This is a genomic window from Pseudoalteromonas sp. TB64 (assembly GCF_000498095.1).
GTDB lineage: Bacteria > Pseudomonadota > Gammaproteobacteria > Enterobacterales > Alteromonadaceae > Pseudoalteromonas.
In genome coordinates this window covers 32,865-58,845 of sequence record NZ_AUTQ01000111.1, presented here as the reverse complement: position 1 = coordinate 58,845, position 25,981 = coordinate 32,865, and the positions used below count along the sequence as shown (strand labels likewise).

Genomic DNA, 25,981 nt, shown 5'->3' with positions numbered 1-25,981 from the left:
GAATATAAAATATGGGCATTATTAAATTACCGATAGCTTTAAGAATTTAATGACATGAGAGAAACACTGGTTGATTTAGGCTTACACTCAGTACTTATCAGTAGATTATGCATTTCTATTAGGAGCTATTAGTTGCGCTATTGCAGTTATACTATTGACCACTAATAGTGATTAGCATAATGCGAGGTAGAAAATAAAATTATAGTTTATATACTTAAAGACTTAATTTTTTTTAGGCTTTGTAGTTATTAGTTTTTGCTTGATAAAGTCAATAAAAACCCGGTTTTTATTGGGCATGTATTTACTTTGTACAAATTGGAGGCAGATCTCTCCTTTATAATTACCTTGTAGTGCCCAGTCATTTAATAATGGTATCAACTTACCTGATTTAATTGATTGTATAGCCATATAATCAGGTAATGCTCCAATACCAATACCTTGCTCGATAGCATCTCTACGCATTTCACTGTGATTAACTAAATAAGGTCCTGTTACTTGTATTGTTACCTGTTTATTTTTATTAATAAACTTCCATCTATTATCATTTGAATTTTCTCCTAAACAAAGACAATTATGTTTTTTTAAATCTTCAGGAAAAAAAGGTATTGCGTGATTTTTTAAGTACTCTGGACTGGCGCATAGGGTTTGTTCAACCCTGCCTAGCTGAATATTTACTAGAGATTCAATAGGCTGTTCATTAATATGAATTAAGAAGTCAATCGAATCGTGGATTGGATCTAATACCTGGTCAGTAACTTTAAGGTGTAATTGGATATTAGGGTATAGACTTAAAAATTCGACAAAGAGAGGTCGTAATACTTCATTAGAAAGTGATTTAGGTGCAGATACTCTTAATAACCCACTTACTGTTGAAGTTATTGAAGTACTTGCACTGATTGCTTGTTCAGCAGCGTTTACCATTTTTTTACAATTTATAAAAGTAACCTCTCCCGATTCTGTTAATGAAAGCTGACGCGTAGTACGTTGCAATAATTTTATACCTAAAGCATCCTCTAAGTGACTTATTTTTCTGCTGACTACCGAAGGGGTTACACCTAACTTTTTAGCTGCTTTACTAAAATTTCCTTGTTCGACCACCATAACAAAAATTGCCATATCTCCTAATAATGGAATCATTTTATTTGTGTTCATTCTGCATAAGTCCTTATACGAATAGTTATATTGTTTTAATTTTCTCACACATTATTATTTATACAGAATAAAAAGTCATAATTTTACAATGAAGATATACAATTTTTTTTGTAAAGCGTTTAAGAAGTATTAATAGGAGGTAAAGCAAAATACTCTTTTAATCATATATTAGCGATTACTTTAATAAGAACAAATAAGGATAAGCCATGTTAGGTGAATATATACCAACAATCTCATTAGTTATTAGTATTTCTGTAGTTATGGTTGTTAGCCCAGGCCAAGACTTTGCTGTTATAACAAGAAATTCATTGTTGTATTCCAGAAAGTCGGGAGTAATTGGCGCATTTGGTATTTTTTGTGCTATTTGGCTACATGTCGCTTATTCGTTAGCTGGTATTGCAATTATAATATCTCAAACTGAGGTACTTTATAATTTAATTAAATACGGCGGTGCTTCATATTTAATTTTTTTGGGGATTAAATGCTTTTTTGCGAAAAGTGATAGAGCAATTCCTACGGGTAAATTTGATAAAGTATGTATATCAAACACAGCTGCATTTAGAGCAGGATTCATATCAAATGCTTTAAATCCCAAAACGACATTATTTTTCTTAAGTATATTTACTCAAGTTGTTACCCCAGAAACTCCTTATTTAATTCAATTATTATTTGGTTTTATTATTGCAACAGCACATTTTCTTTGGTTTTCTATTGTAGCTTTTTTATTTTCTTCGCAAAGATTAGCTAATAAAATATATGATAAAAAATTGTGGATTGAAAGAGTTATGGGAGGTTGTTTGTGTTTATTCGCAGGGAAGTTAATTTATTTTTAGTTATATAAACTGAATTTTTTGAAACAGTGTTCGGCGACGCTTTTCAATTATTAAAAAATTGTAGAAACAGTTTTTGATAAAAATATTTTAAAAAAATAACGGAACTTAGAACACTATGAATTATAAAAGTATAATTTTAGTTTTAACAGTTGTATTAATATGGGGAGTGAATTTCTCAATAATAAAAATCGGCCTTAAGGAACTGCCTCCTATATTGTTCTCTGCTCTGCGATTTACCGTGGTTGCTATACCAGCAGTATTTTTTATACCGTTTCCTAAAACATCAATTTTCAATGTAATAGGTGTTGGTTTGTTTCTTGGGATATTGCAATTCTCCTTTTTATTTGTCGCTATGAAAACAGATGCCTCAGCAGGAGTATCGTCTTTAATACTACAAACTCAGGTTCTATTTACAATTGTCCTAAGTGCTTTTATATACAAAGAGAAAGCAACCAAAAGTCAATCAATTGGTATTATTGTCGCGATATTAGGATTTAGTTTGTTTTTCTATAATACAGGAGGAAATATAACAACTAAGGGCTTAATTTTAATTGTATGTGCTGCATTTTTCTGGGCTATTTCTAATGTAATTATGAAAAGAATTGAAAGTATTAATCTTTTATATTTCATGGTTTGGGTTAGTATTATTCCTCCCGTGCCACTGATGATTCTTTCATACGTTTTAGAATCACAAGAGCCGATAACTCTCATATCAATAGCAACAGAAAATACCTGGTTATCAGTAATGTACGTCAGTTATATGTCCACTCTCATTGGATTTGCAATCTGGGGCTGGTTACTAAAAAATAATTCGGCAGCTGTAGTAACACCATTTGCATTATTAATTCCTGTAGTGGGTATGGTTACTTCAAGTCTTATTTTAAGTGAAAGTTTAAGCTTAATAGAAATATTCGGAACAGGTTTAATCATGCTTGGGTTATTACTTTGTGTGATTGGCAGTAAAATTTATGGATACTTATTTAATAGACTGTTAACGATATTGTCAAGCTAGTGATTTTCTCATTAATTTTTCCTAAGTTGATGATAAAAAATTCAAATACCTATACTAGATATTGTTATCTAGCCCTAAGTAATCGTTTGATTTCATGTTAATTTTTCGTGATGTTTTTTGAATCATTTGCTATTAAGAAGAGAGAGCGTTACTTATGAAGTGACCTACTCGTGGTGTAAAAAATACGATAATTACCAGCTAAGAAGCATGGGAAAACGTAAGCGATATTAATATCGAACTCAGATTTTCATATGTTCTTATATAAAAATGCTTAAATTTAATCTTAATAAGATTAAATTAGCGGAGTCTAGTTATCTGTTATATAACAAGGAGAATATCATATGAATGATGCTTATAAAGGTAGTTGTTTATGTGGCGCTGTTACTTTTACTGTTAATGGCTTTAATGAAAAAGCCGCGAATTGTCATTGCACAATGTGCCGTAAATTTCATGGTGCTGCATACGGAACATCGGTAGGAGTAGTCGGCTTGAATTGGATTTCAGGCATAGATTACTTAAAAGAATTCATCGCGCTAAATGGAACTATTCGTACATTTTGCTATGAGTGTGGCTCAAGTTTAGGTTTCCGCGTAAAAGGTACTTCTTTAAGTGAGATTGAGTTGGCAATTGCAACCTTTGATAGTGAGATCCCTGTCGTAATTGATGCTCATATTTATATTGATAACAAAGCAAGTTGGTGTGCATTACAAGATGAATTACCTAAATACAACAAAGGACGTTAGTACCTAAAATTACTATTTTTCTTTTTCTCTTACTCGCTTTTAGGGTGAAAGCATTATTCTTTTTGTTCATGTTGTAGTAGTACAGTGGCCTTATTCTGGTCTAATTGAACTGGACACTTTAATTTTGGATAATACTATCCACTAAAGAGGTGAACATGAATACGAGAAGACAATACAAAACTTATACCAGTGAATTTAAAACTGAAGCATTGGCATTAGTCAGTGAATAAGGTTATAGCGTTCAATAAGCTGCTTCTGCTTTAAACATCACGACTAGCTTGCTTTACAGTTGGAAACAAAAAGCAGAGCAACATGCTAACTCAACTGTAGATTCAGATGAACGCGCTGAATTACTTGCCTTACGCAAAGAAGTTAAACGACTGCGTATGGAGAAAGAAATATTAAAAAAGGCCAATGCCTTCTTCGCAAAAGAAATGAAGTAAAATATCGGTATATTCGAGCGAGTCGCTCTAAATGCCCCATAAAATTGCTTTGTAATGCATTACAAGTGAGCCGTAGTGCATTTTATGATTGGCTTGAACGGCCCGCTAAAGTCATCCGCGAAGAAGAGCTGAACATGTATCGTGCAGCACGACAGTTATTCAAGCGAAGTCCCGGTAGCCTGGGCTCTCGGCAGTTATGCAAGAAATTAAGAGAAGCGGGCTTTAAGGTGGGTCGTTATCGTACACGTAGTATTATGCGCAAGCTAAAGCTTGTTGTCGTACAGCGCTAAGCATATAAGGTAACAACAAAGCGTAAACATACAGATAGTGTTGCTGATAACCTATTGTGTCAGCTGTTTAACCCTAAACAAGAGAATCTAGTGTGGGCTGGCGACGTCACCTATTTGAGGACCAATCAAGGTTGGATGTATTTAGCCATTGTCATGGATTTATACTCTCGTCGGGTTATTGGCTGGCCTATATCTCGCCGGATTACGGTTGATTTAGTTGAACGCACATTGCAAATGTCGATTAATATCAGGCAACCTAAAGCGGGTTTGATGTTCACAGCGCTCGTGGCTCTCCATATACTAGTGGGCGATTTAATCGATTATTGAGTAAGCATAAAATAATAGCCTCAATGAGTAGCGTGGGAGCTTGTTTAGATAATGCAGTTGTTGAGCGGTTCTTCGGCAGTCTCAAGAATGAATGGTTATTAAATATTGTTCACTTAACGCGTGAAACGATGACATTAGATGTTGAAGAATATATCAGCTATTACAACCATGAACGGCTTCATACAACACTCGGAGATCTAACTCCGATTAACTATGAAAAATTACAAAGTCAGGTGTCCTGTTGTGCTTGACCAGAATACCACCACCAAATCTAATGAAACGTACAAATTGCATTTGTCCTTGTTGTCAGCACATCATGCAATTTATGGGTATGGGGCGACTGAGTCATTAATGTCTATTTACGCTTGAACTTCATAAGTTCATCGGCAGGCAGAAAAGTAAAGTGGTCTAAGTAATAAAAGGAGGTTGATTGGCATTCAACATAAAAACATAAGGCACTGATATAATTGAACTATCGATTGTATCTTAGCGAGACTCACCCTCAGAAAACTGACTCACCGATATTCCTTTCGTATAAAATCCGCTATTTATTATAATAAGTAAACCAACCTCAAACGGGCTTGTCCAACACCCGAATAAGGCGTCGGTTACGTGACACCTATTCTTGTTTGTTAGCCATTAATTTGTGCGAGTAGCAATGACTTTTATTCCCAGCACTATCATTGCCCCACCTAAAACACGATCGATCCAATGCCCATACTTTTTAAAGCGCTTATTAATCGAAGGTCTTGATAAAATTCCGACTAATAAGGAAAACCAAGCAAATTGAATCACCATAATCCATACCCCATAAATAGCTATTTGGTACAAGGGCATGTCTGGTGATAAAACAACTGTAAATAATGAAACAAAGTATATCGGTGCTTTAGGGTTCAAAGCATTACATAGAAAACCAACACCGATACTTTGCTTTGCAGAATATTTTGTAGGAGTAGTTAGATTCGATTCAGTTATATTCGCAGGCTTTGCTTTAAGCCCTTTAATACCAAGGTAAATAGATAACCACCTCCCAAAATCTTAATTGCCCAAAGTGCACTTGATGAATTAGCAATCACAGTTGCCAAGCCAAAAGCAGAATATGTGATATGAATAGATAGCCCTAATGCTATCCCAATACTACACATTAACCCTGCCTTTTTTCCATTCGATAACGTTTGCTGAGAAACTAGGACAAAATCGGGTCCTGGCGATGCAGCTGCTAGCAGATGAATTGATGAAATCAATATTAAGCCTTGTATAATATCCATTTAAATACCTCAATTAAAGTGACGATAATAGCTAATGCCCAATTAACAGCCAACTGTATTTTTTCCGTTTGAAATTCTTGTTATGTGTTGATTACACCGATATATTTAAGCGAGCTAAAATGAGTAAATCGGCAAATTTTCCAGCCTTAAAATTACAACATTTTTTTTCACCCTCAACTTTAAAACCAAACTTTTTATAGAGGGATAATGCAACTTCATTGTCAGGATAAACTTCTAACTCCAAGCGTAATATATTTAACCAATTGTCAGCTTGGTTAATCGCTTCTGCAAGTAATTTTCGTCCAACTCCTTTACCATGACTATCTGGATGTACAGCAATAGCTAACGATGCAGAATGCTTTTCTCTTGGCTTATTTGACAAAATAAGACTTACATGTCCAATCACTTTTTCATCTAATTTGGCGACCAATATGTAATCTGTAGGACTTTGAAAAAATTTATCTACATCACTAGAACTTAAAAATGGAACCTGAGACGTATTTTCTGTTACAGAAGCATAACTATAAATTTCTGCTAAGTCCTTAATATCTGATTGCTCAAAATGCCTAATATTTAATTTCAAGTTAACACCTTAATTTTCATTATAAATATTCTATAAAGCTATATTTTTTTATTGGGTTAAAGCCTATGTACTTACTATTTTTAAGATATTAGTTAAATAGCCGTTTTTTCTTATATAAATATCGATTTCATCATTAAGTCAACACAAAACACTTAAAATCAACAACCAATTAATCATTATCAGCCTTAAAACCACAATCTAAAAATAATCACAGAACCGTGAAGATTACATGATAAATATACTATTCTCATTTAGGCTCTTTTCCAAGACTAAATGGTTTAATGTTCCTATTTCCTTTCTGACGGGATTATTTTCGTGTATTTGAACAGGAACGGTTTGTAAGGCGCTTTGGGGCTTTAGCGACTTAGCTTTCTAAGGCAGAAAGGGGCACGAAGCGAGATAGAATTTATATGCTCTTTTGAATTATCTAACGTCAGCTACTCCGACATAGCAGACATTAGAATTAATCATTTGTTTGGTTTATTTACAGCACTCAGAAGATACAGACCGACTTTATTCTGATATACAACTAACCCAAAGCGGTCATTCGAATCATTCAAAATTCACTTATATTTATAGTATTAACGCTATCGCGTTTTCGACCCTCTTATTTAGATTGCTAAAATAATAAGCAGATGTTCTTAGCCACAACTGAGCACTCTTTTCTTAATTAGTTCATAACGAAATAATTATTAAGTGTACAGATACACATCAAACTAATGATTGAGTTATTCACCATAGAATCATCTAAGTAAGCTCTTTAATTATGTTACGTAACCATATGTGACTTGCTTTACTGCTATTTAGCCTATGCCAATATATATTCAGTTTGTAGTCGGGTACATCTATCGGGGCATCAAAAATAGAGATCGATTCCTGCTGTGCTAGTTTTATTGCTATTAGACGTGGCATGGTTAATAACAAATCAGTATTGACCAACGTATGCGGTGCGACTAAAACATTCGGTAGTTGTAGAGCTATGTGTCGATTTAACCCCATTGTAGATAGTACTTGGTCAACAACACCCTTTTTCTCTCCCCAAGGCGAAACTAATACATGCGACAACTCAGTGAACTTCTGTAATGTTAAACCTTGTTTTAAATGGCTATTCTCTTTCCAAGCAATAGTACAATAACTATCACTAAACCAAGTCTGATGTTCAATAAAATTATATTGCTCCAATTGATGGCTAAAACCTAGTGCAAAATCCACTTCACCACTTTCCAACTCCTGCAAAGGCAATTTTTTTTGAGCAGGATAAACAGTTATTTTTATCTTCGGTGCTAATGTTTGAATTTTATTAATCAACCGAGGCAACAAGCTAAATTCAGTATAATCAGTGGCAACAAATATAAACTCAAGTTCACTACTACTTGCTTCAAATTCCATAGCGTCGTTCAAAGCAGAACGCAGCAATGGTAAGGCTGCACTTAACTTTTTAGCAATAAGTTGTGCTTTACTCGTCGGTTGCATGACATTATTAATACGAATAAACAAAGGATCATCTAAACGATTTCTAAGGCGAGATAAACCATGGCTGAATGCTGATTGACTCAGGCACACTTCTTTGGCTGCAAGGCTAACTGAACGATGCCGATATAAAGCATCGAAAAGTACTAATAAATTTAAATCGATTTGATGTAGGTTCATTATGCACATTATACATAATGAAACTTATAATATGCATTATTATCACACGCCAAGTTCAGTTATTATCACAACCTACTTTCAAGGAGATAATAATGAGTAATATATCCATACGGCCAGCTGTGATTAATGATAGCAAAACAATTTTGCATTTCATTACTGAACTTGCCATCTATGAAAATGCTGAACATGAAGTATTAGCCACAGAACAAAGCATTCAAGGCAGCATTTTTTCTGAACAAAGCCATGTCCACGCTCTGATTTGTGAGCATGAAGGCGAAGCAATCGGCATAGCGATCTACTTTTATAACTACTCAACATGGCTTGCTCAGCCTGGGCTTTACTTGGAAGATTTATATATTTCAAAGAAATTTCGTGGTCAAGGTGCTGGTAAAAAACTATTAAAACATTTAGCCAATATAGCGCTTAATAACCATTGTGGTCGTTTTGAATGGAGTTGCTTAGATTGGAATAAGCCTTCTCGGGATTTTTATGAAGCAGTTGGCGCAATCGCTCAAACAGAATGGGTAGGCTATCGCTTAAACGGACAAGCTCTTTCTGATTTTGCGAAACCGTCATAAATAGTGTTGTGGCTAAGTAATTTTGGCCACTAATCTAGAGTAAAAAATCAATACTCCCTATCTCGAAATGTGCCCATACATCGTTTCAGGAAGCTATAAGTATGCTCTGGGGTCCACAAAGGTTCAATGGCAGCTTTAGGCTCTCAGCGGTCTTTAAGCTACCTATCGACTCATCTCATTTTGGGCGATTGCGAGTTAGCTCCATAACTCGGAAAGGGGCACAAAGCTCCCTAGAAAATTTACCGCTAGATACAAAATAGGCCACTATTTAAGGTAGCCTCGAAGTTGTTCGTAAAGTGACTGTTATGTTAAATGGTTATTTTTCCTTATACAAATAGCTTTTTCACCATAAAATTAATACGAACTACTTAAATTTGTTAGTTTATTGTTTGATATTAGTTATGAAACCACAGATCAAAAAACAATATTAGAGGGCTGTTTTTTAACCGTAAAGGTATGGTTAGTGTTTGGCTTCGTTTCTAAGCCTAAATCGTTATATTAACTAGTTTCATTTTTTATTTTAAGTTGAGCTCACACAATTAAACTTTCTACACATTTATAGATTTCTGAGGCGCTATGGGGGCTTTAGCGACTTAGCTTTCTAAGGTCGAAAGGCCACATTGCGAGATAGAAAAATTATCAGAATTTTTATAAGTTTGAGTGAATTTTAAAGTCCGTATTTTTGTTGTTAATATGGAAATTTTCCATCTATCCACATAACTATTATTTGATTACTTTTTTAAAGCATTGTTTTGTGTTCGAGTCGCGTATATTTTAATAAATTAAACTATTCCGTATTTCTGCTGTTAATACGGAATAATTCGGCTTAGTTACGCTGTTATGTTTAAGGTGATTGAATGAATGTTAGGAATGCCAACGATGAAGACCTGCTAAAGCTCTTGAGTTGGTTTTCTACTGAATCTGAAGTGAAGAGCTGGGAAGGCCTTTTAATTCATTTTCCACTAACTTTGAAGCAACTAAAAATTGATATTGAGTGGAGTGTCGCTAGTTCATAAGCTTTTGTAGGGCAAAATAGTGATTTGATAGGATTTGAGCAAGTATTTAATAAATATGGCTTTAGGCACCTTGGAAGAATAGTTATATCTCCTGAAATGCAAGGTAAAAAAATTAGGAGCGAAATTAATGGAGGCTCTTTTAGACAGTGTAAGTGAAACTGATTCTAGTTTTTTATTGTTCGTGTATGACAAAAACATCCCTGCTAAGCGTTTATATGAACGGCTCGGATTTGAAGTAAGAACTTATTCTGAAGGTCGCCATGAAATTAAAGGTTGTTCCTTCATGGTGAAAACATAACAATCGCATCAAATTTGCTCGCTCGCTCCCATTGAACCATCTATTAACTAGTACCAATTATAAGTTGTCTCAACCAATGTCATCATAATATGGTTTTAATGTGATATTAGCCGGGTTACTGATATTGAAGTAAAACTTTTAGCTAAAGCCCTTGAAACGGATATAGAAAAGTTATTTTTTAATAATTATTAAAATTTAACTAATTAGTTTCAAACTTTAATGTAACTTAATTTTGTTAGATATTAAAATAGCAAATAAAAGTTTCAATCTTTATTGTAACATTCAAAATTAAAGATCAATAAGTTACAAATGAAAAAGTTTCAAACTTTAATGTCTACCGACAAATACTCCCTCTGTGATTTCAAGTTCTAAACTTTCGGGATTTACGTTTGCTTCACTCAGTGAGTTTTGAATAAAGCTAAGTAATCTTACATCTCTAAATTGACGAGGAGATAAGTTAACAGCCATTGTATATTTTTGTTGGCGTTTACAGGTGCTTTGCCATGTGTTTAAAAAGTGTAAAGCTTTGCTAATTACAAATTTGCCAATGGGTACAATTAGTCCTGTATTTTCGGCAATAGGTATAAATTCATCGGGAGTTACATTACCTAACACGGGGTTATGCCAGCGTAATAACGCTTCTGCGCCAATCATGTGTTTATTTTTAACATCAATTTGAGGTTGGTAGTATAGCTCGAATTCATTACGTTCAAGGGCACCACGCATTTGCTCTTCTATTACTAGTTGGCGCTGAATAATTACATTCATTTTTTTAGTGAAAAATGAATAAGTATTACGACCATATGATTTAGCTTGATACATTGCGGTGTCAGCATTTCGTAATAAATCATCGACTGTAGTGCCATTTTCTGGGTATATGGCTACACCAATACTCGCTGTTAGAATGAGTTCCCGCCCCTCAATTTTAAAAGGGGTTCTAAAATTGTTGAGCAATTTTTCAGTAATTTTTAACGCAGCATGATCATCAGTTACACCTCGTAATAATATGATAAATTCATCTCCACCTAGGCGCCCTACCGTGTCATCTTTTCGCAGTGCCTCTTGCAGCCTTTGCGCTGATTCAATTAAAAGTTTGTCTCCAGTTTCATGACCTAAAGAATCATTTATTTTTTTAAAATCATCTAAATCCAAAAACAGTACTGCCGCTTTCTCATTATTTCTTTGTGCTTCAATAAGTAATTGCGACAAACGATCAAGTGCTAAAAAACGATTTGGGAGTAAAGTTAGACTATCGTAATACGCTTGATGTCTAATTAGTTCATCTGACTTATGCTGCTCTGTTATATCTCGAATAATAACCATTAACTGATTATGTTTTGTTATTTTATTTATTCTTGCTTCAAAAAAAACGAGTCTATGAGGCAAAGCTAGCTCGTATTTAAAGCTCATCATTTGCTCTTTTTCTAATACAAGACTGATATAGGTTTCAAATTTTTTGGCTACATCGTTAGGGAGTACATCACCCATTTTTTTTCCGATAAACTGCTTTGGCTTGGTGTAAAGATCGGTCTCGTTACTCGCATGATACTCAATAATAGTTCCATCATTTTCCATCAAGAAAAATAAGTCAGGAATTGCCTCAAAAATAGTTTTTAGCATATGCTCATTAAATGACGCATCTGCTTGTGCCTTTTTTACATCCGATAAATCAATATCAATACAGTACATTTGTTTTGTATTGTATTGATTTGTAAACATAACATGACTAGAAAAAACAGGTACATTGTTTCCACCTTTGTCTTGTAAGGTAATTTCAGATGCTGGAATTTCTATATCTTTTTTTACCCAATCACTGTGTGCGTCAATTACAAATTCACACATTGATTCTGGAATTATAAGATCTTCTATTTTTTGCCCTATGGCTTCTTCTTTGGTATATCCGTAAAGTCGCTCACTCCCTTCATTCCAATAAATAACACGACGTTCACTGTCATAACCTTGAACAGAAATAACATTTACCGCATCAAATAACTGATGCAAATAGTCGTTAATTACAAATTGATGGGTTAAGTTTGAAGTCTCGTTATCTAATTTCATTTTGAGGTTATATCCATAAATAACTTTATTTAATAATAGAAAAATACTAAATAATAATTAAATTAAATTTAATTTTAATATTAAATTTCCATGTACATTATATACGTCATTATGCAAAACAAAAAAAGAGCCGAAGCTCTTTTTTAATAATTGTTACTATATTTAAACTCTATAAAAACTGAATTTATTTTTTTGTCACATCATTTGGATGTTCCACACCAATCCACGCTTTAAACAGCGCTTTTTGCTCAGGCGTTGCGTCTTTATCAGCAGCAACTGCTTTAGGCTTATCAAAATCTTCTGATAATACTAATGTTAAGCTTTCAAGTGCATCACGACGAAGATAGTCAACGGTTACTTTATCGCCTGCTTTATATATTTCTAAGCTAGTTTTTAAATCTTTACCTACATGATGCTTGTTTATAGCAACAATTTTATCATCGGTAGTTAAACCAGCTTTCCATGCGCTTCCGCCTCGACGAACGTAACCTAGCGTAAGTAGCTCGCCTGTATTTTTAGCCGTAGCATCAATACTTGCAAGCGCTTTTGCTTTTTCTGGGCGCTCAAATTTCAAACCCACTTTAGCAAGCAATTCATCAAAGTTAATATTTGCAGGCGACTCTACATTTTCTTGCCACCAAATTGAGTAATCACGCCCTGTTAAATCTTTTAAAATGTTAAGCACATCTATGTCTGTAAAACCTGCTGGCATTTTATGATTGTTATAAAGTGCTTTATGCACGTCGCGGTAGCTTATTTTACCTTGGCTTTTTTCTAGCAAGTCGATATCTAAAGCAAGTGAAAGTAATGAACCTTCTGAATAAATATTTGTGCTGTAGTTGCGCGCGTGGTCGCCACCTTGATTAATCCATTTATCAAAGCTTGTCTCGCTTGCGCTTTGTACTTCACGACCTGGTGTTTGCAAATGACGATTAATAGTTTTACTCATCACTTTAAAAAACTCATCCGTTGTTTCAATGCCTGAACGCACTAATAAATGATCTTCAAAATAACTTGTTGAACCTTCCGCAATCCAAAGCAATTTTGAATAGTTCATATTAGTGTAGTCATACGGTACTAAACCTTGAGGGCGATACGCTTTTACGTTCCATGTATGAATAAATTCGTGTGCAGCGGTGCTTATAAAAGCGAGGTAATCTTCTCGGCTGCCAAATCGATCGCGTGGGCGCTGTATAATAGTTGAGTTTAAATGCTCAGTTGCACCACCAGCACCCGACGTTGCATGTACCATAAATACATAACGTTCATACGGATAGCCTTCCCAAATTACGTTACCGGTAGCAACTAATTTTTTAAGGTCTGTAAGCATTAAATCTACATCGTAATTACCATCACCCCATACTACTAAGTCGTATTCACGGTCATCTACTTCAAATGTGTGTAGTTGATTTATACCAGTTTCGATTGGCGAATCAACAAGCACGTCGTAGTCGGCGGCTTTAAATGAATTTTTACCTTTTAAATTGTCCATACCCGATACCGAACGCCACTTTTTAGGCACTTCTAAATTAACGGTTACAGGTTCTTGGCGAAATGATTCACTAAACATAAAAAAGCCTGACGCATCTATAAATGCATGGCTATCATCTATGTGGCGGGCACGCTTACCAAGCTCATTTGCATACACTTGATAGTCAACATTAACTTCTGTTGGCTCATTAAGATGTACACGCCACGTACTGTGATCTATTTTTTCCCACTTTAACTCTTTGCCATCTCCATCTTTAGCTTTGAAATAGCGAACGCCGTTAGCAAGGTTTAGCATTTCATAGCGACCTGTTCGCCATGCTGGAAGTTTTATATCAAGATGTGATTGCGCTGTTTTAGGAAACTCAACACTTACATCACCTAAATGGTGTTGTGGTTGCGATATTTCTAAAGAATAATTTACATCGGCAAAAACAGGTGCTGAACATGCAGCTAAAATAGAAAGGGCTAATAACTTTTTCATAGAGACTCTTAGTGGAAACTTAATTATTAGTAAGACTAACAAGCCCTTATTTAAAAGTGAATTAAATACGATAAATGGCTGTGTATATAAGTTTATACGCATTACATTATTAAAAATGCTAAGTTTTTAGCTAGATAGCTACACTTAATAAAAATTTGTTGTAAACTGAAGGTAATATAACTAACTTGATGGCGGTATGCTTAGGTGTCTGAAAAATCTAACGCTACAGATAAAAAACTCAAACAAGCAATCGACGCTCGAATGGCTGTTGAGGATGCACGTAAATATCAAGTAGACACCCTATCTAATTTTTCTGCTAAATTATCGCTAAGCTGTAAAGGGCTTGATACTGAGTTAGATAATAGACTCGCTAAATTTAGAAATGCTCTTACTAAGGGAGTTAGTTTTGAATATCTATCACCTTTAATAACCGAAATCATTACGTTATTAAAAAATCAAGAATCTGTACAATTAGCGCAACAACGTGACTTATATGCAAGTGTACTTAACGCGGGAAAACAATTACAAAAAATCATTGGATTACCAGATGATACTCGCAGATCACTAAGAAACTTATTAGATAACGAAATTAATAACATTCAATCTACGCACGACTTTCTTCCTTTATTAAACCAACTGATTACTTTTTATCATCATGCTTTAAATTCTAAACTAAATAGCGGTTCTAACGACCAATCAACAGCAACCCCAGCGTTAGCCCAAGAACTACTTGAACTAGCTAACGCATTAGTTCTTGAAGATGAAGCAGCTGAAGAAATTAAAATAATTAAAAACAAAATTACAAAAAGCGATACAATGAGTGCATTGCTTGACGCTGCAATAAATATAATTAGCGTTATTGTTAAAAATATTAATAAAGAGAGAGAGTCAGCGCAAAGCTTTTTAGCTTCTCTTAATCAAACACTTGAAGAACTTCACAATTCAATCGTTTCTACAAGCAAACACTCGCAGTCTATGGGACTGGAATTTGATACTTTAAATAAAAATATTAAAGATAAGATAAAAAATCTTAACGAAAAAACGCAAAATGCGACCTCAATTTCATCTTTAAAAGAGCTTGTAGACAACGAACTAAAATCACTCAGTAAAGACTTTATTGCAAAAGAGCAGCTAGAACGCGCTGATAGAGAAGTATTGGTATCGAGCTTTGATAAAATAAATAGCCGTATTGGTACCCTCGAAAACAAACTCACTAAGTATAAAAAGCGACTAAACGAACAACGCTTTAAAAGCTTGCTAGACAGCTTAACAAAACTACCTAACCGTGCTGCATTTGATGAACGATATAATCACGAAATGCACCTGTTTAATGTACAGACTTCAGATGTTACCCTTGTTGTTATTGATGTTGATCACTTTAAATCTATTAATGATAGATTTGGACATACAGCCGGCGACATCACATTGCAGGTTATTGCAAAAGCGTTACAAAAATCAGTTAGAAAATCAGATTTTATCGCCCGTTATGGCGGTGAAGAGTTTGTATTACTAATGACCGATATGACAATTGAAAATGCTGCCGTCCCATTAGACAAATTGAGAAAAGCGATTAAAAGCATTCCTTTTAAGTTCAGAGATAAACAAATTGAGATAACAATATCTTTGGGGGCGACTCAATTTAGAAAAGGAGATACACCGATTATTGCCTTTGATAGAGCTGATGATGCACTTTATGAAGCAAAAAATACAGGTAGAGATCGTCTTTGTATAAGTAAATAATGTCATTTTTCTTATTTATTTAAGAAGTATTATGGCTAAGTAGTTAATTTACGTAAAAATAGCAAGGAGAATACCGATGCTAATACAATTAAACCCAACTGGTGTTTTAGATTTACTCTCGCAATTAGAAGTTGATTTATTAGAGCAATCTTCAGCCAGTGAGCGCTACAAACTATTTAGAAATTGCGCGCTTGCTGTTCTTAATGTGGGTAGTCATACAGACGAAAGTAACGACATTTACGATAAATACAAAGACTTTGATATACGATTAGTAAGTCGCGAACGCGGCATTAAAATCGAGCTTAAAAACCCACCATCTACTGCTTTTGTTGACGGCGAAATAATTACAGGTATTCACGAACATATATTTTCAGTCATCCGTGATATTTTATTTATTTGTCAAAAATACGAAAAAAACCTTAAAGAACAAAAAGCCATTACTCATATGGTCTTTGATATGCTCAGAAATGCTGATGCATTACGCGTTAACATAGAACCAAATATGGTTGTTTGTTGGGGTGGACACTCAATCAACGAAGTTGAATATAAATACACTAAACAAGTAGGTTACGAATTAGGCTTACGCGGTTTAAATATTTGTACCGGGTGTGGACCAGGTGCAATGAAAGGTCCAATGAAAGGCGCTACTATTGGTCATGCCAAACAACGAATTACAGATAATCGTTACTTAGGTTTAACAGAGCCAAGCATTATAGCAGCCGAACCACCAAACCCTATTGTTAACGAATTAGTTATTTTACCTGATATAGAAAAACGCCTTGAAGCATTTATTAGAACCGCCCACGCAATTATAATTTTCCCTGGCGGTGCAGGTACTGCCGAAGAACTTTTGTATTTATTAGGTATATTACTTCATCCCGATAATACTAAGCAGTGTTTACCCGTTATTTTGACCGGACCTAAAGAAAGTGAAGCCTATTTTAAAGAGCTCTGTAAATTTGTTGAAATGACACTGGGTAAAGAAGCTCTCGATAAGTTTGAAGTTATTATTGATAACCCTGAACTTGTTGGTCAAAAGCTAAAGTCAGCAATGTCTAATGTACGTAATTATCGTAAAAGTGAAGGTGATGCATATTACTTTAACTGGACGCTAAAAATTGATAACGATTTTCAGCAACCTTTCGTACCTACACATGAAAATATGGCAGGNCCTTAATCAGCCAAAGCAGCTATTAGCCGCTAATTTACGACGAGCGTTTTCAGGCATTGTTGCCGGCAATGTAAAAGACGAAGGTGTTAAAGCCATTAAACATAATGGTCCATACATTTTAAGCGGCGAGCCTGCCCTGATGAAAAGTATGGATAAGCTATTACAAGCATTTGTTGTCCAAGGTCGTATGAAACTCCCTGGTAGTAAATACATTCCGTGTTACAAAATAAAAGCATGAGTTATATAGTTTGAAGCCCCACTTACTCCTTATTGATGCGCTTAACTTAATTAGGCGCATTTACGCAGTTGACGTAAATCAAAAACATCACAGTGATGAGCAAATGATACAAACATGCAGTGCTCGTGTTGCTCATGCTTGCAAAAAACTTTTAAATACAACCAATGCAACACACGCCATTGCGGTATTTGATGGTGATAGAAGCTGGCGTTATCATTTTTATAAAGACTATAAACACTCGCGCGCACCTATGCCACAAACCTTAAAAGACGCTTTATTGCATTTTAAAAATGCGATTGAAGAAACAGGTATTGTAGTATTCGAGCCAATAAACGACGAAGCAGATGATATTATTGCCACCCTTGCATCTAAGGCAGCAAGCAATAATATAAGTAATACCGTTGTATCTACCGATAAAGGTTTTTTACCTCATTTGGGTGATTACATCACTGTTTACGACTATTTTAAAAAACAATATCTTGATAAAAATAGTATAAAAGAGCGTTTTGGGGTTGAGCAAACCAAGCTTATTGATTTTTGGGCTTTAGCCGGTGACAAAACAAATGATATCCCTGGTATAAAAGGTATTGGTACAAAATCAGCTCAGCAGCTTATTAATAATTATGAATCAATTGAGCACGCCTTAGAGGATGAATCACTTAGCCCAAGTATTCATAAAAAGCTCGACGCTGGTATGGATATGTATGTTATTTCGAAGCAGCTGGTCAGTTTGCGAACAGATATAAATTTAGGCTTTAGTTTAAAGCAGTTAAGACTTAATTAGTCGCAAGTTAATAGCACGTAGTATACGCAATACGTATACTACTATTAGTCACGGCAGTTAGAGTAATCTATGTTGAAAAAGTTTTTTAGGTATTTAATTTTAGGTTTAGGTCTTTATGCGCTTATAGCAACGTTGGTAATTACCTTTTATAAAGACGATCCTCAGGCAATGATATGGCAAGATCGTGAAGCCTTTAATAAACGCTTTATTGAAAAGTTAACACTTGAAAAACAAACTACTCTTAATAATGTACTTGATTACTTAGGTAGCCCAGATCTTACTTACGCAAAACGTGATGGAGAACAAGTACTGCAAATTGTTTTCTATCGCACGCAGCATATTACGTCTGATGGTATAACGACTATGGATGAATGTACTGGGCTTTTATTTAAAAATGGTCAACTTATGCTATGGGGACCAAGTGCCTACAATAAATATCAAGAAATCATTAAGTGATGCCATAATGGATGAGCCTGTTTCGGTAAAGCTAAATAAGTTATTTGAAAATACTCATCTATTTTTAGCATCCTATAATAATAAAAAACAATGGCAAACACTCTACCCCGTAATATGTAAACTCGCTGAGCAATACAGGCTTTTATATAATGAGCATCCATTTGCACTTCAAGCTCAATTAACTCTTTTTAATACTAAAAATGACTTCGCTACTAACTTAATAATTAGCCAATGCGTATTAACGGCTGCGCTTTGTAAGAGCCAAAAATATAATGAAGAATTATCTGAGCTCTATATTAGCACCGCACTGGTTGAGCATTTATGTGTTTGCCAAGAGTTAAACAAACTTTCAGAACAAGTCAGCTTTAACGAAAATGAAAAAAGAACGTGGAAATTACGTCATCAATTAGCGGGGAAAATAATATTAACCGGTGGTGAGCCTGTAAAACCAATTACACAAATTTTAGCAAAATTAAATAAATATAAACAAGCGCTGGTCAGTACACCTAAAATTATGCTTTACGATGGCGGCATAACGCTTGTAGCACTTGCTAATATCATTGCGATGAATATTACCTACAATACTCCTAAAAAACATATCGACCTTTACAAAGCATTAGCCGATTTATATATACGTACCCCAAACTTATTTGCTCAAAAACTAATAAAGTCACTTATTGCTCATATCGGTCCATTATTACCAGGTAGCCGAGTAATCTATTTTGAACGCGCAATGGTCTACTTAGCAACTGATTCAGAACAACGTCACGTATTAGTTAATACAGAAAATAAAGATAAAATGACATGGCATCGAGTCAAAGCATCACTTAATGATAATGCTAAACAATGGCTCTGCACTGACTCAAAGCTGCATCTTAGTGTTTGGAATAGCGAGCATATAACTAGAAGAACAAATAAGCTAACTACTGAGTCATTAACGCTGCTCGATTTAATCAGCCGTATAAAATTACAGCACGAATACAGCTATAAAGGGTTAAGCCAAATTATATTGCCTCATCCTCAAATAGTTAACAGTCTTTGTGAAGCTGTAAAACCGTATAATAAAGAACATCAGCCTGCTAAAGATTTAAAGCACAGTTTATCTATGGTGGGATACTTCAATGCGCCAGCTATTATTCAACGCGTAGTGTTTGAGCAGCTAGTTTATGTGACCCCCCACCCTTTACAAGCGTTTATATTAAACCGTTTAGATTGCTTAGTAAAAATAATGTCTTTATTAGTGAGTCACAATAAGCAATTTCAATTTGAACACATTACATTACCTTTATATGCCTATACTCATTTTTTATTAACTCAATGTAGCACTCGTTTATCAAGGAAAATTTTAATAGACGAAACCCCAAATAAAACATTAAGTATTCCTTTTTATGCTTTTTTTGGCGTTAACTTACTTAATAACGAGCAGTTAAACGTACAACTTAAACAACTTTTAAGTGATAACCCATGGACTGCAGCCCTTTTAGAAGCAGAACAAACACCTAAAAAACAACTTAACTCACACCATAAATTGTGGGTTGCATTAAAAACATTAGCGCAATATGTCTTTAAGCCTGAGTTAGCATTGAGCCCTTGGCAGCAACAAACGCTTAGTGATCAATTAACAGCTCAGGGCTGGAAAGATAAGCATTCTTTTTATCAGCAATTACAAGAGCTAAACCTCTCGAATACTATTTAGTAAGTTTATTACCATTATAAATACAAATTATACCCGTTATTTATAGTATAAACTGGCAAAATGGGCGATAAGTTGGTATAAATGCGCCCTTAAATTTCTACCTCATTCACATAAATGACCTAACAAGCAGTTACTCTCTCAGAGTAATAAATTATGTGCAAATCAAACTATTTAAAGGAAAAGTTAATGGCCAAACGTACCATAACAGTGATCAAAGGCGACGGCATCGGTCCTAGCATTATAGACTCAGCACTTGAAATTCTAAAAGCAGCAGGATGTGATTTTGATTATGAATTTGTTGATGCTGGCCTAGCAGCGCTTGAAAAAACTGGCGAGCTACTTCCACAAGAAACTGTTGATACAATTGCTAAAAACAAAATCACTCTTAAAGGTCCTCTAACTACTCCTGTAGGTGAAGGCTTTACTTCTATTAACGTAACTTTACGTAAACAGTTTGGTTTATACGCAAATGTTCGTCCAGTTAAATCGTTTGTAGGTACTAAAGCACGTTACGATGATATCGATATCATTACTATTCGTGAAAACACGCAAGGTATGTACTCAGGTGCAGGCCAAATTGTGAGTGAAGATGGTAACGAAGCAGAAGCAAAATCAGTAATTACTCGCGAAGGTGCTGAAAAAATTGTAACTTTTGCATACGAACTAGCTGTACGTGAAGGTCGTAAGAAAGTAACTGCAGTTCATAAAGCGAACATTTTAAAATCAACTTCTGGTTTGTTTTTAAAGGTTGCTCGTGAAGTAGCTGAGCGTTACCCACAAATTGAATCAACTGAAATGATTGTTGATGCTACGTGTATGAAACTAGTAATGACACCTGAAGAGTTTGATGTAATTGTAACTACAAACTTATTTGGTGATATTCTATCTGATCTTTGTGCTGGCTTAGTGGGCGGCTTAGGCATGGCTCCAGGTGCTAACATTGGCGAAGATGCAGCAATATTTGAAGCTGTACACGGCAGTGCACCAGATATAGCAGGTAAAAACCTAGCTAATCCTACTTCTGTAATTTTAGCGTCTATCCAAATGCTTGAACATTTAGATATGGGCGATACTGCAGAACGCATTAGAAGTGCTGTTGCTGATGTAATTAAATCAGGCGATCGTACAACTCGCGATTTAGGTGGTAATCACGGAACAACTGATTTCACTCAAGCAGTTATTGACCGTCTATAATTTAAAGTACTAATAAGCTCTATATAAAGCCTGTTTATGCTTAATGCCAGTCAGTTAACAGCTGACTGGCATTTTTTATTGGGCTATTTACTGGATTTTAATTTCGCACACGTCGTGAAACTTAGATGTTTTGCATATATCCCAAGCTTTTTCTTCGCCATTTTCATCATCTGGTATCTCAGCAAGTTATAACAGAAAATCACACCCCATAACTCTTACACAATTATTTCAGGGTTTTTACTACGTAGCGTGAAATGGCTATTGAGTAAGGTCTGCTTCATTACTCTATACCCAAGTTCTAATCTCTATCGCTCATTATACAAACCAACAATATCATATTTAGGGAAACGCAATAAATCGGTCAGTGGTGTGATGATATTCACCTCTTTACCTTTTCACCCTTGAGCGTTTTTGTTATCAGTCGCCCCCTAATTTACTGACAATGCGCCCTATAAGATCATCACGATAAAACGACATACACATAACTGTCCAAACAGCCCTTTCGACAGGAGTTCGTCTTATCTTTGCAAATTCGATAGTTTCAGCGCATTCTTTGATGAAATGTGTGCCTAAAAATCACTCAGCTAACCTAAATCGACTGAGTTTGGGGCATAACCATTCGCAAAAGAAAATGCTGGAGTAAGTTTCATAAAAAAGACTCCTGAAGACATTCGATGCCTTAATAAACAAACCAGATGTTTGGTCCATGGATCGTTAAATACTTCTTAACTGATCAGTATTAAAATTATGTTGGCTTTTTAGTGCCGAAAATAAATATAGGCAAAAATATTAAACGCATAATTTCTTCTCACTTAATGACATAAAAACGACAAAACTGTGATTTTAAATTAAAAAACAACTAAATTTAGAATTTTAATCCAAAAAAACCAATTCACGGTTGACATGCACACTCAAAACCCTTAAAAATAACCTCATAGAGAAATTTTAATTTAAAGTAAACATTTTACTTTTTTAAAAGAGTGAACAAGTTATGAAATTGCAGATTCGTCTTTTAGTCGTACTCGTACTGGTCTTAGTTATAAGCCCAGCGGGGATGTATTAAAAAGTGATACTGCTTTTTAAAAACCCTCGCACTACGCGGGGGTTTTTTTATGCATAAAATAGCGCACAGAGGAATGAGGATGAGCAAACAAGAATATAATGGTTCTGAATTAGTAGTTCAGGCATTAAAAGAGCTGAAGGTTAAATACATATTTGGCTATCCCGGTGGTTCGGTATTAGATTTGTACGATGCACTTTTTCAACAAGACGACATTGAGCATATATTAGTACGCCACGAGCAAGCAGCTACTCATATGGCTGATGGTTACGCTCGTGCAACAGGCGATGTTGGTGTAGTACTTGCCACCTCAGGTCCTGGCGCTACAAACTGTATTACAGGTATTGCAACAGCCTATATGGATTCAATTCCTATGGTTGTGTTGTCAGGTCAAGTGCCTACAAATCTTATTGGCGACGATGCATTCCAAGAAACCGATATTGTCGGGTGCTCTCGCCCTGTAGTTAAGCATAGCTTTAACTGTAGAAGTGCTAAAGAAATTCCAACTATATTGGCTAAAGCTTTTTATATTGCCAGCACTGGTCGCCCTGGGCCTGTTGTAGTTGAATTACCAAAAGACATGCTTAACCCTGCAATCAAATTTGAATACGAATTTCCTAAAACAACTGAACTTAGAACATACAGTCCTAATACTAAGGGTCACTCTAAACAAATACGTAAAGCCGTTACAGCTATTTTAGAAGCTAAAAAGCTCGTTATTTATTCTGGTGGCGGTATTGTTATATCAAATACATCAGAGCAATTAACTCACTTGGTTGAATCGCTAAATGCGCCAATAACAAACACGTTAATGGGGCTTGGTGGTATATCAGGTGTTCACCCTAACTTTGTTGGTATGCTAGGCATGCACGGTACGCTTGAAGCAAACAAAGCAATGGCGAATGCAGATGTAATCTTGGCACTTGGTGCTCGCTTTGATGATCGCGTCACTAATAATGTTGAAAAGTTTTGCCCTAATGCCACTATTGTACATGTAGATGTAGATCCAACGTCTATCTCTAAAACAATCAAAGCGCATATTCCCGTTGTAGGCTGCTTAGCGACTGTACTTGAACAGCTTCAAGCTGGTATAGATAAAAGCCCTATTCAAATTGATCGCAGCGCTCAAGAGGATTGGTGGCGTCAAATTATTAGTTGGCGTGAACAAAAGTGTCTAAATTACAATACTGATGGCGACAAAATTAAACCTCAAGCTGTAATAGAGGCGGTATACAAAGCAACAAATGGCGATGCTTATGTAAGCTCTGACGTTGGTCAACATCAAATGTTTGCAGCGCAGTACTATCCGTTTAAACATCCTCGTCAATGGATAAATTCAGGTGGTTTAGGAACAATGGGGTTTGGTTTACCTGCCGCTATGGGTGTAAAGCTCGCGTTTCCTGATAAAGAATCGGTGTGTATTACGGGCGACGGTTCTATTCAAATGAATATCCAAGAACTTTCTACCTGTTTGCAATATAACTTAGCTGTAAAAGTGGTTTCTCTTAATAATCGCTCTTTAGGCATGGTACGCCAATGGCAAGATATGGTTTATGGAGGTCGTCATTCTTCATCATATATGGATTCACTGCCTGACTTTGTTAAATTGGTTGAGAGCTATGGTCACGTAGGTATCCAAGTAAATACGCTTGCTGAACTACAACCCGCTATTGATAAAGCGATGTCAATTACCGACCGTTTAGTATTTTTAGATATTCTTGTCGATGAAAAAGAACATGTATACCCAATGCAAATTAAGTTAGGTAGCATTGATGAGATGTGGCTACGTAAAGGAGTAAAAGCATAATGCGTCGTATTTTATCTATATTATTAGAAAACGAACCGGGTTCATTGTCGCGTATTGTCGGACTTTTTTCACAACGCGCTTATAACATCGACAGCTTGACTGTAGGTACAACGGACGATCAGTCTTTATCACGTATTACTATTACAACTATGGGCGATGACCGCGTAGTAGAACAAATAACTAAGCAAGTTAATAAACTTGTCGATGTATTAAAAATCATAGATTTGACTGAAATGAGTCATATAGAACGAGAACTATTACTTGTTAAGGTATTTGCTCAAGATGAGTCAACTCGCGCTGCGGTTACTCGTGTTGTAGATGTATTTCAAGGTGCTATTTTAGATATGGGCAGGCAAACCTACAGCCTACAATTAGTAAGTAGCACTGACAAAATTGAATCATTTTTAGACACGCTTCGCCATGAAACTGACATTGTTGAAGTTGTACGTTCTGGTGCTGTTGGCATTGGTCGAGGGGATAAAGCCTTAAAAGCATAACTTTATTGTATATAAGCCATATTTTATGGCTTTTTACAGATATAAAAAAAAGGGCTAATTAGCCCTTTTTTTATTTAATTTGTTAAACCTATTAAAGGTTTACTTGGTCTTTAAGACCTTTACCTGCTTTAAAGCTTGGGATAGTTGCCGCTGCGATTTGGATCTCAGCACCCGTTTGTGGGTTACGGCCAGTACGTGCTGCACGTTCTTTTACTGTAAAAGTACCAAAACCAACTAATGCTACTGAATCACCTTCTTTTAAAGAAGAAGTTACAGCGCCTGTAAACGCGTCAAGTGCACGAGTAGCAGCAGCTTTAGAAATTTCTGCATCAGTAGCAATTTTTTCAACTAATTGAGCTTTATTCATTTTTAGATTCCTATTCGTTATTATTTTGCCTTCGCAAAACCTATCTTTATGTATTTTTGAAGAGTTAGCAACAGCAAATTGCATTTTTTGCTTAAAATCTTAAAAAACACGTAAAATTAAAATAATTCTCGGTAAAATACAGCACGTTGGGTTAACAAAGACTTAATTTGAGTACAATTTTGGCGCACGTTACGCAACTTAAGATAAACTATATTTTTTCGATTACTAAGGTCACTTCCCCAACCTCAACACCGAACTTAACAATAGATGTTCGGTTTATCAAGCGTGTTTGTGTAACCAAGTACATCCAATCGTCAAAGTTAACCTCTAAAGTACTGCCATCGTATGGCAGTTCAACATTATAATTCCAATGAAATACACTGCCATCACTTTTACCTTTAGCTGTACCTAAAACATCATCTGCGGTGCCGGTTAATGAATTGTCGTTGTTTAAAGTTACTTTCCAAATGCGTTTTTGTGTTTCACCATCATCATAAACAAAATCTTCTTCGATAATGCCCTGGTTACCTTCCCAGCTCGCATGCATATCTACCACTAGCTTGCGGGTTAGCTCGCCTTTAAAATCCTGTACAACGCCATAGGCTTTCAAATTTCCTGTAAAGAATGTTTTAAAGTCAAACTCAGGTGATGTATTTTTATAATGATCTACGCTAGGTGCAGAACAGCTTATTAGAAACAAAGCACATGTACCGACTAAAATACTTTTAACTAGATTCGCGATTTTCAT

19 protein-coding genes and 5 pseudogenes are annotated in these 25,981 nt (G+C 35.3%); 15 read left to right on the top strand and 9 right to left on the bottom strand.

Features of this window, described 5'->3' with window-relative positions:
• Positions 1–222: 222 nt before the first annotated feature.
• Positions 223–1,152, bottom strand: a complete 930-nt coding sequence (locus tag L647_RS0108430) for a LysR family transcriptional regulator (protein ID WP_024610762.1) — start codon at positions 1,150–1,152, stop codon at positions 223–225.
• 206 nt (positions 1,153–1,358) lie between these two features.
• Between L647_RS0108430 and L647_RS0108425 the strand changes: the two genes are divergently transcribed.
• The 5 genes and pseudogenes from L647_RS0108425 (at position 1,359) to L647_RS1000000126370 (ending at position 5,051) form a co-directional block, all read left to right on the top strand.
• Positions 1,359–1,985 (top strand): LysE family transporter, encoded by a 627-nt coding sequence (locus L647_RS0108425; RefSeq protein WP_024610761.1) that lies wholly within the window; start codon positions 1,359–1,361, stop codon positions 1,983–1,985.
• 115 nt (positions 1,986–2,100) lie between these two features.
• Positions 2,101–2,997 carry an EamA family transporter gene (locus L647_RS0108420; RefSeq protein WP_024610760.1) on the top strand — a complete coding sequence of 299 codons (897 nt, stop codon included), beginning with the start codon at positions 2,101–2,103 and terminating at the stop codon, positions 2,995–2,997.
• 341 nt (positions 2,998–3,338) lie between these two features.
• A complete protein-coding gene (locus tag L647_RS0108415; RefSeq protein ID WP_024610759.1) occupies positions 3,339–3,740 on the top strand; it encodes a GFA family protein in 402 nt (133 codons plus the stop codon).
• Positions 3,741–3,895: 155 nt separating this feature from the next.
• A pseudogene (locus L647_RS01000000123885) lies at positions 3,896–4,796 on the top strand (IS3 family transposase); the annotation flags it as partial.
• A 27-nt stretch (positions 4,797–4,823) separates the two neighbouring features.
• Positions 4,824–5,051, top strand: a complete 228-nt coding sequence (locus L647_RS1000000126370) for an IS3 family transposase (RefSeq protein WP_253948845.1) — start codon at positions 4,824–4,826, stop codon at positions 5,049–5,051.
• 388 nt (positions 5,052–5,439) lie between these two features.
• Here L647_RS1000000126370 and L647_RS1000000126365 read toward each other — a convergent pair.
• The 3 genes and pseudogenes from L647_RS1000000126365 to L647_RS0108390 all read right to left on the bottom strand — a co-directional run bounded on the left by L647_RS1000000126365 (position 5,440) and on the right by L647_RS0108390 (position 8,301).
• Positions 5,440–6,068, bottom strand: a pseudogene (locus L647_RS1000000126365) (LysE family transporter).
• Between the two features lie 91 nt (positions 6,069–6,159).
• Entirely contained in the window at positions 6,160–6,651 is a 492-nt protein-coding gene (locus L647_RS0108395) for a GNAT family N-acetyltransferase (RefSeq protein WP_024610757.1), read from the bottom strand.
• A gap of 747 nt (positions 6,652–7,398) precedes the next feature.
• Positions 7,399–8,301, bottom strand: coding sequence for a LysR family transcriptional regulator (locus L647_RS0108390; RefSeq protein ID WP_024610756.1), 903 nt, complete (start codon positions 8,299–8,301; stop codon positions 7,399–7,401).
• A 92-nt stretch (positions 8,302–8,393) separates the two neighbouring features.
• Between L647_RS0108390 and L647_RS0108385 the strand changes: the two genes are divergently transcribed.
• Positions 8,394–8,879, top strand: a complete 486-nt coding sequence (locus tag L647_RS0108385) for a GNAT family N-acetyltransferase (RefSeq protein ID WP_024610755.1) — start codon at positions 8,394–8,396, stop codon at positions 8,877–8,879.
• Between the two features lie 857 nt (positions 8,880–9,736).
• A complete protein-coding gene (locus tag L647_RS1000000125995; protein WP_158001061.1) occupies positions 9,737–9,895 on the top strand; it encodes a hypothetical protein in 159 nt (52 codons plus the stop codon).
• Between the two features lie 637 nt (positions 9,896–10,532).
• On the opposite strand, the pseudogene L647_RS0108370 reads toward L647_RS1000000125995, so the two are convergent.
• Together L647_RS0108370 and L647_RS0108365 are read right to left on the bottom strand one after the other, a co-directional pair.
• Positions 10,533–12,251: pseudogene (locus tag L647_RS0108370) on the bottom strand (diguanylate cyclase); the annotation flags it as partial.
• A gap of 184 nt (positions 12,252–12,435) precedes the next feature.
• Complete coding sequence (locus L647_RS0108365) at positions 12,436–14,223, bottom strand: PDZ domain-containing protein (RefSeq protein WP_024610754.1); 1,788 nt, start codon at positions 14,221–14,223, stop codon at positions 12,436–12,438.
• Positions 14,224–14,427: 204 nt separating this feature from the next.
• Here L647_RS0108365 and L647_RS0108360 point away from each other — a divergent pair, with 204 nt between their 5' ends.
• The 6 genes and pseudogenes from L647_RS0108360 to L647_RS0108335 all read left to right on the top strand — a co-directional run bounded on the left by L647_RS0108360 (position 14,428) and on the right by L647_RS0108335 (position 21,502).
• Complete coding sequence (locus tag L647_RS0108360; RefSeq protein WP_024610753.1) at positions 14,428–15,963, top strand: GGDEF domain-containing protein; 1,536 nt, start codon at positions 14,428–14,430, stop codon at positions 15,961–15,963.
• A gap of 76 nt (positions 15,964–16,039) precedes the next feature.
• A pseudogene (gene ppnN / locus L647_RS01000000123875) lies at positions 16,040–17,372 on the top strand (nucleotide 5'-monophosphate nucleosidase PpnN).
• 10 nt (positions 17,373–17,382) lie between these two features.
• Positions 17,383–18,156, top strand: a complete 774-nt coding sequence (xni, locus tag L647_RS0108350; RefSeq protein WP_024610752.1) for a flap endonuclease Xni — start codon at positions 17,383–17,385, stop codon at positions 18,154–18,156.
• Positions 18,157–18,225: 69 nt separating this feature from the next.
• Entirely contained in the window at positions 18,226–18,612 is a 387-nt protein-coding gene (locus L647_RS0108345) for a DUF3192 domain-containing protein (RefSeq protein WP_024610751.1), read from the top strand.
• A gap of 7 nt (positions 18,613–18,619) precedes the next feature.
• Positions 18,620–20,308, top strand: a complete 1,689-nt coding sequence (locus tag L647_RS0108340; protein WP_024610750.1) for a hypothetical protein — start codon at positions 18,620–18,622, stop codon at positions 20,306–20,308.
• A gap of 186 nt (positions 20,309–20,494) precedes the next feature.
• Positions 20,495–21,502, top strand: a complete 1,008-nt coding sequence (locus L647_RS0108335) for an isocitrate dehydrogenase (protein ID WP_024610749.1) — start codon at positions 20,495–20,497, stop codon at positions 21,500–21,502.
• Positions 21,503–21,654: 152 nt separating this feature from the next.
• Here the strand turns inward: L647_RS0108335 and L647_RS1000000126360 are convergent.
• Positions 21,655–21,926 (bottom strand): annotated as a pseudogene (locus L647_RS1000000126360) (IS4 family transposase); the annotation flags it as partial.
• Between the two features lie 718 nt (positions 21,927–22,644).
• Here L647_RS1000000126360 and L647_RS0108330 point away from each other — a divergent pair.
• The gene (locus tag L647_RS0108330; RefSeq protein ID WP_024610748.1) at positions 22,645–24,369 is read left to right on the top strand and encodes an acetolactate synthase 3 large subunit; all 1,725 of its coding nucleotides are present in this window, start codon (positions 22,645–22,647) and stop codon (positions 24,367–24,369) included.
• A complete protein-coding gene (gene ilvN / locus L647_RS0108325) occupies positions 24,369–24,866 on the top strand; it encodes an acetolactate synthase small subunit (RefSeq protein ID WP_024610747.1) in 498 nt (165 codons plus the stop codon). The genes L647_RS0108330 and ilvN overlap by 1 nt, the downstream gene beginning before the upstream one ends.
• Positions 24,867–24,957: 91 nt before the next feature.
• Here the strand turns inward: ilvN and L647_RS0108320 are convergent, their stop codons facing one another.
• Positions 24,958–25,233: an HU family DNA-binding protein gene (locus L647_RS0108320; RefSeq protein ID WP_024610746.1), complete on the bottom strand. Its 276-nt coding sequence runs from the start codon at positions 25,231–25,233 to the stop codon at positions 24,958–24,960.
• Between the two features lie 208 nt (positions 25,234–25,441).
• Positions 25,442–25,981: a DUF3833 domain-containing protein gene (locus L647_RS0108315; RefSeq protein ID WP_024610745.1), complete on the bottom strand. Its 540-nt coding sequence runs from the start codon at positions 25,979–25,981 to the stop codon at positions 25,442–25,444.

Excerpts from the sequence above, each read along its gene's own strand:
- L647_RS0108430 (WP_024610762.1), bottom strand. The coding sequence starts at position 1,152 with ATGAACACAAATAAAATGATTCCATTATTAGGAGATATGGCAATTTTT.
- L647_RS0108425 (WP_024610761.1), top strand. The coding sequence starts at position 1,359 with ATGTTAGGTGAATATATACCAACAATCTCATTAGTTATTAGTATTTCT.
- L647_RS0108420 (WP_024610760.1), top strand. The coding sequence starts at position 2,101 with ATGAATTATAAAAGTATAATTTTAGTTTTAACAGTTGTATTAATATGG.
- L647_RS0108415 (WP_024610759.1), top strand. The coding sequence starts at position 3,339 with ATGAATGATGCTTATAAAGGTAGTTGTTTATGTGGCGCTGTTACTTTT.
- L647_RS1000000126370 (WP_253948845.1), top strand. The coding sequence starts at position 4,824 with ATGAGTAGCGTGGGAGCTTGTTTAGATAATGCAGTTGTTGAGCGGTTC.
- L647_RS0108390 (WP_024610756.1), bottom strand. The coding sequence starts at position 8,301 with ATGAACCTACATCAAATCGATTTAAATTTATTAGTACTTTTCGATGCT.
- L647_RS0108385 (WP_024610755.1), top strand. The coding sequence starts at position 8,394 with ATGAGTAATATATCCATACGGCCAGCTGTGATTAATGATAGCAAAACA.
- L647_RS1000000125995 (WP_158001061.1), top strand. The coding sequence starts at position 9,737 with ATGAATGTTAGGAATGCCAACGATGAAGACCTGCTAAAGCTCTTGAGT.
- L647_RS0108365 (WP_024610754.1), bottom strand. The coding sequence starts at position 14,223 with ATGAAAAAGTTATTAGCCCTTTCTATTTTAGCTGCATGTTCAGCACCT.
- L647_RS0108345 (WP_024610751.1), top strand. The coding sequence starts at position 18,226 with ATGTTGAAAAAGTTTTTTAGGTATTTAATTTTAGGTTTAGGTCTTTAT.
- L647_RS0108340 (WP_024610750.1), top strand. The coding sequence starts at position 18,620 with ATGGATGAGCCTGTTTCGGTAAAGCTAAATAAGTTATTTGAAAATACT.
- L647_RS0108335 (WP_024610749.1), top strand. The coding sequence starts at position 20,495 with ATGGCCAAACGTACCATAACAGTGATCAAAGGCGACGGCATCGGTCCT.
- L647_RS0108330 (WP_024610748.1), top strand. The coding sequence starts at position 22,645 with ATGAGCAAACAAGAATATAATGGTTCTGAATTAGTAGTTCAGGCATTA.
- ilvN (WP_024610747.1), top strand. The coding sequence starts at position 24,369 with ATGCGTCGTATTTTATCTATATTATTAGAAAACGAACCGGGTTCATTG.
- L647_RS0108320 (WP_024610746.1), bottom strand. The coding sequence starts at position 25,233 with ATGAATAAAGCTCAATTAGTTGAAAAAATTGCTACTGATGCAGAAATT.
- L647_RS0108315 (WP_024610745.1), bottom strand. The coding sequence starts at position 25,981 with ATGAAAATCGCGAATCTAGTTAAAAGTATTTTAGTCGGTACATGTGCT.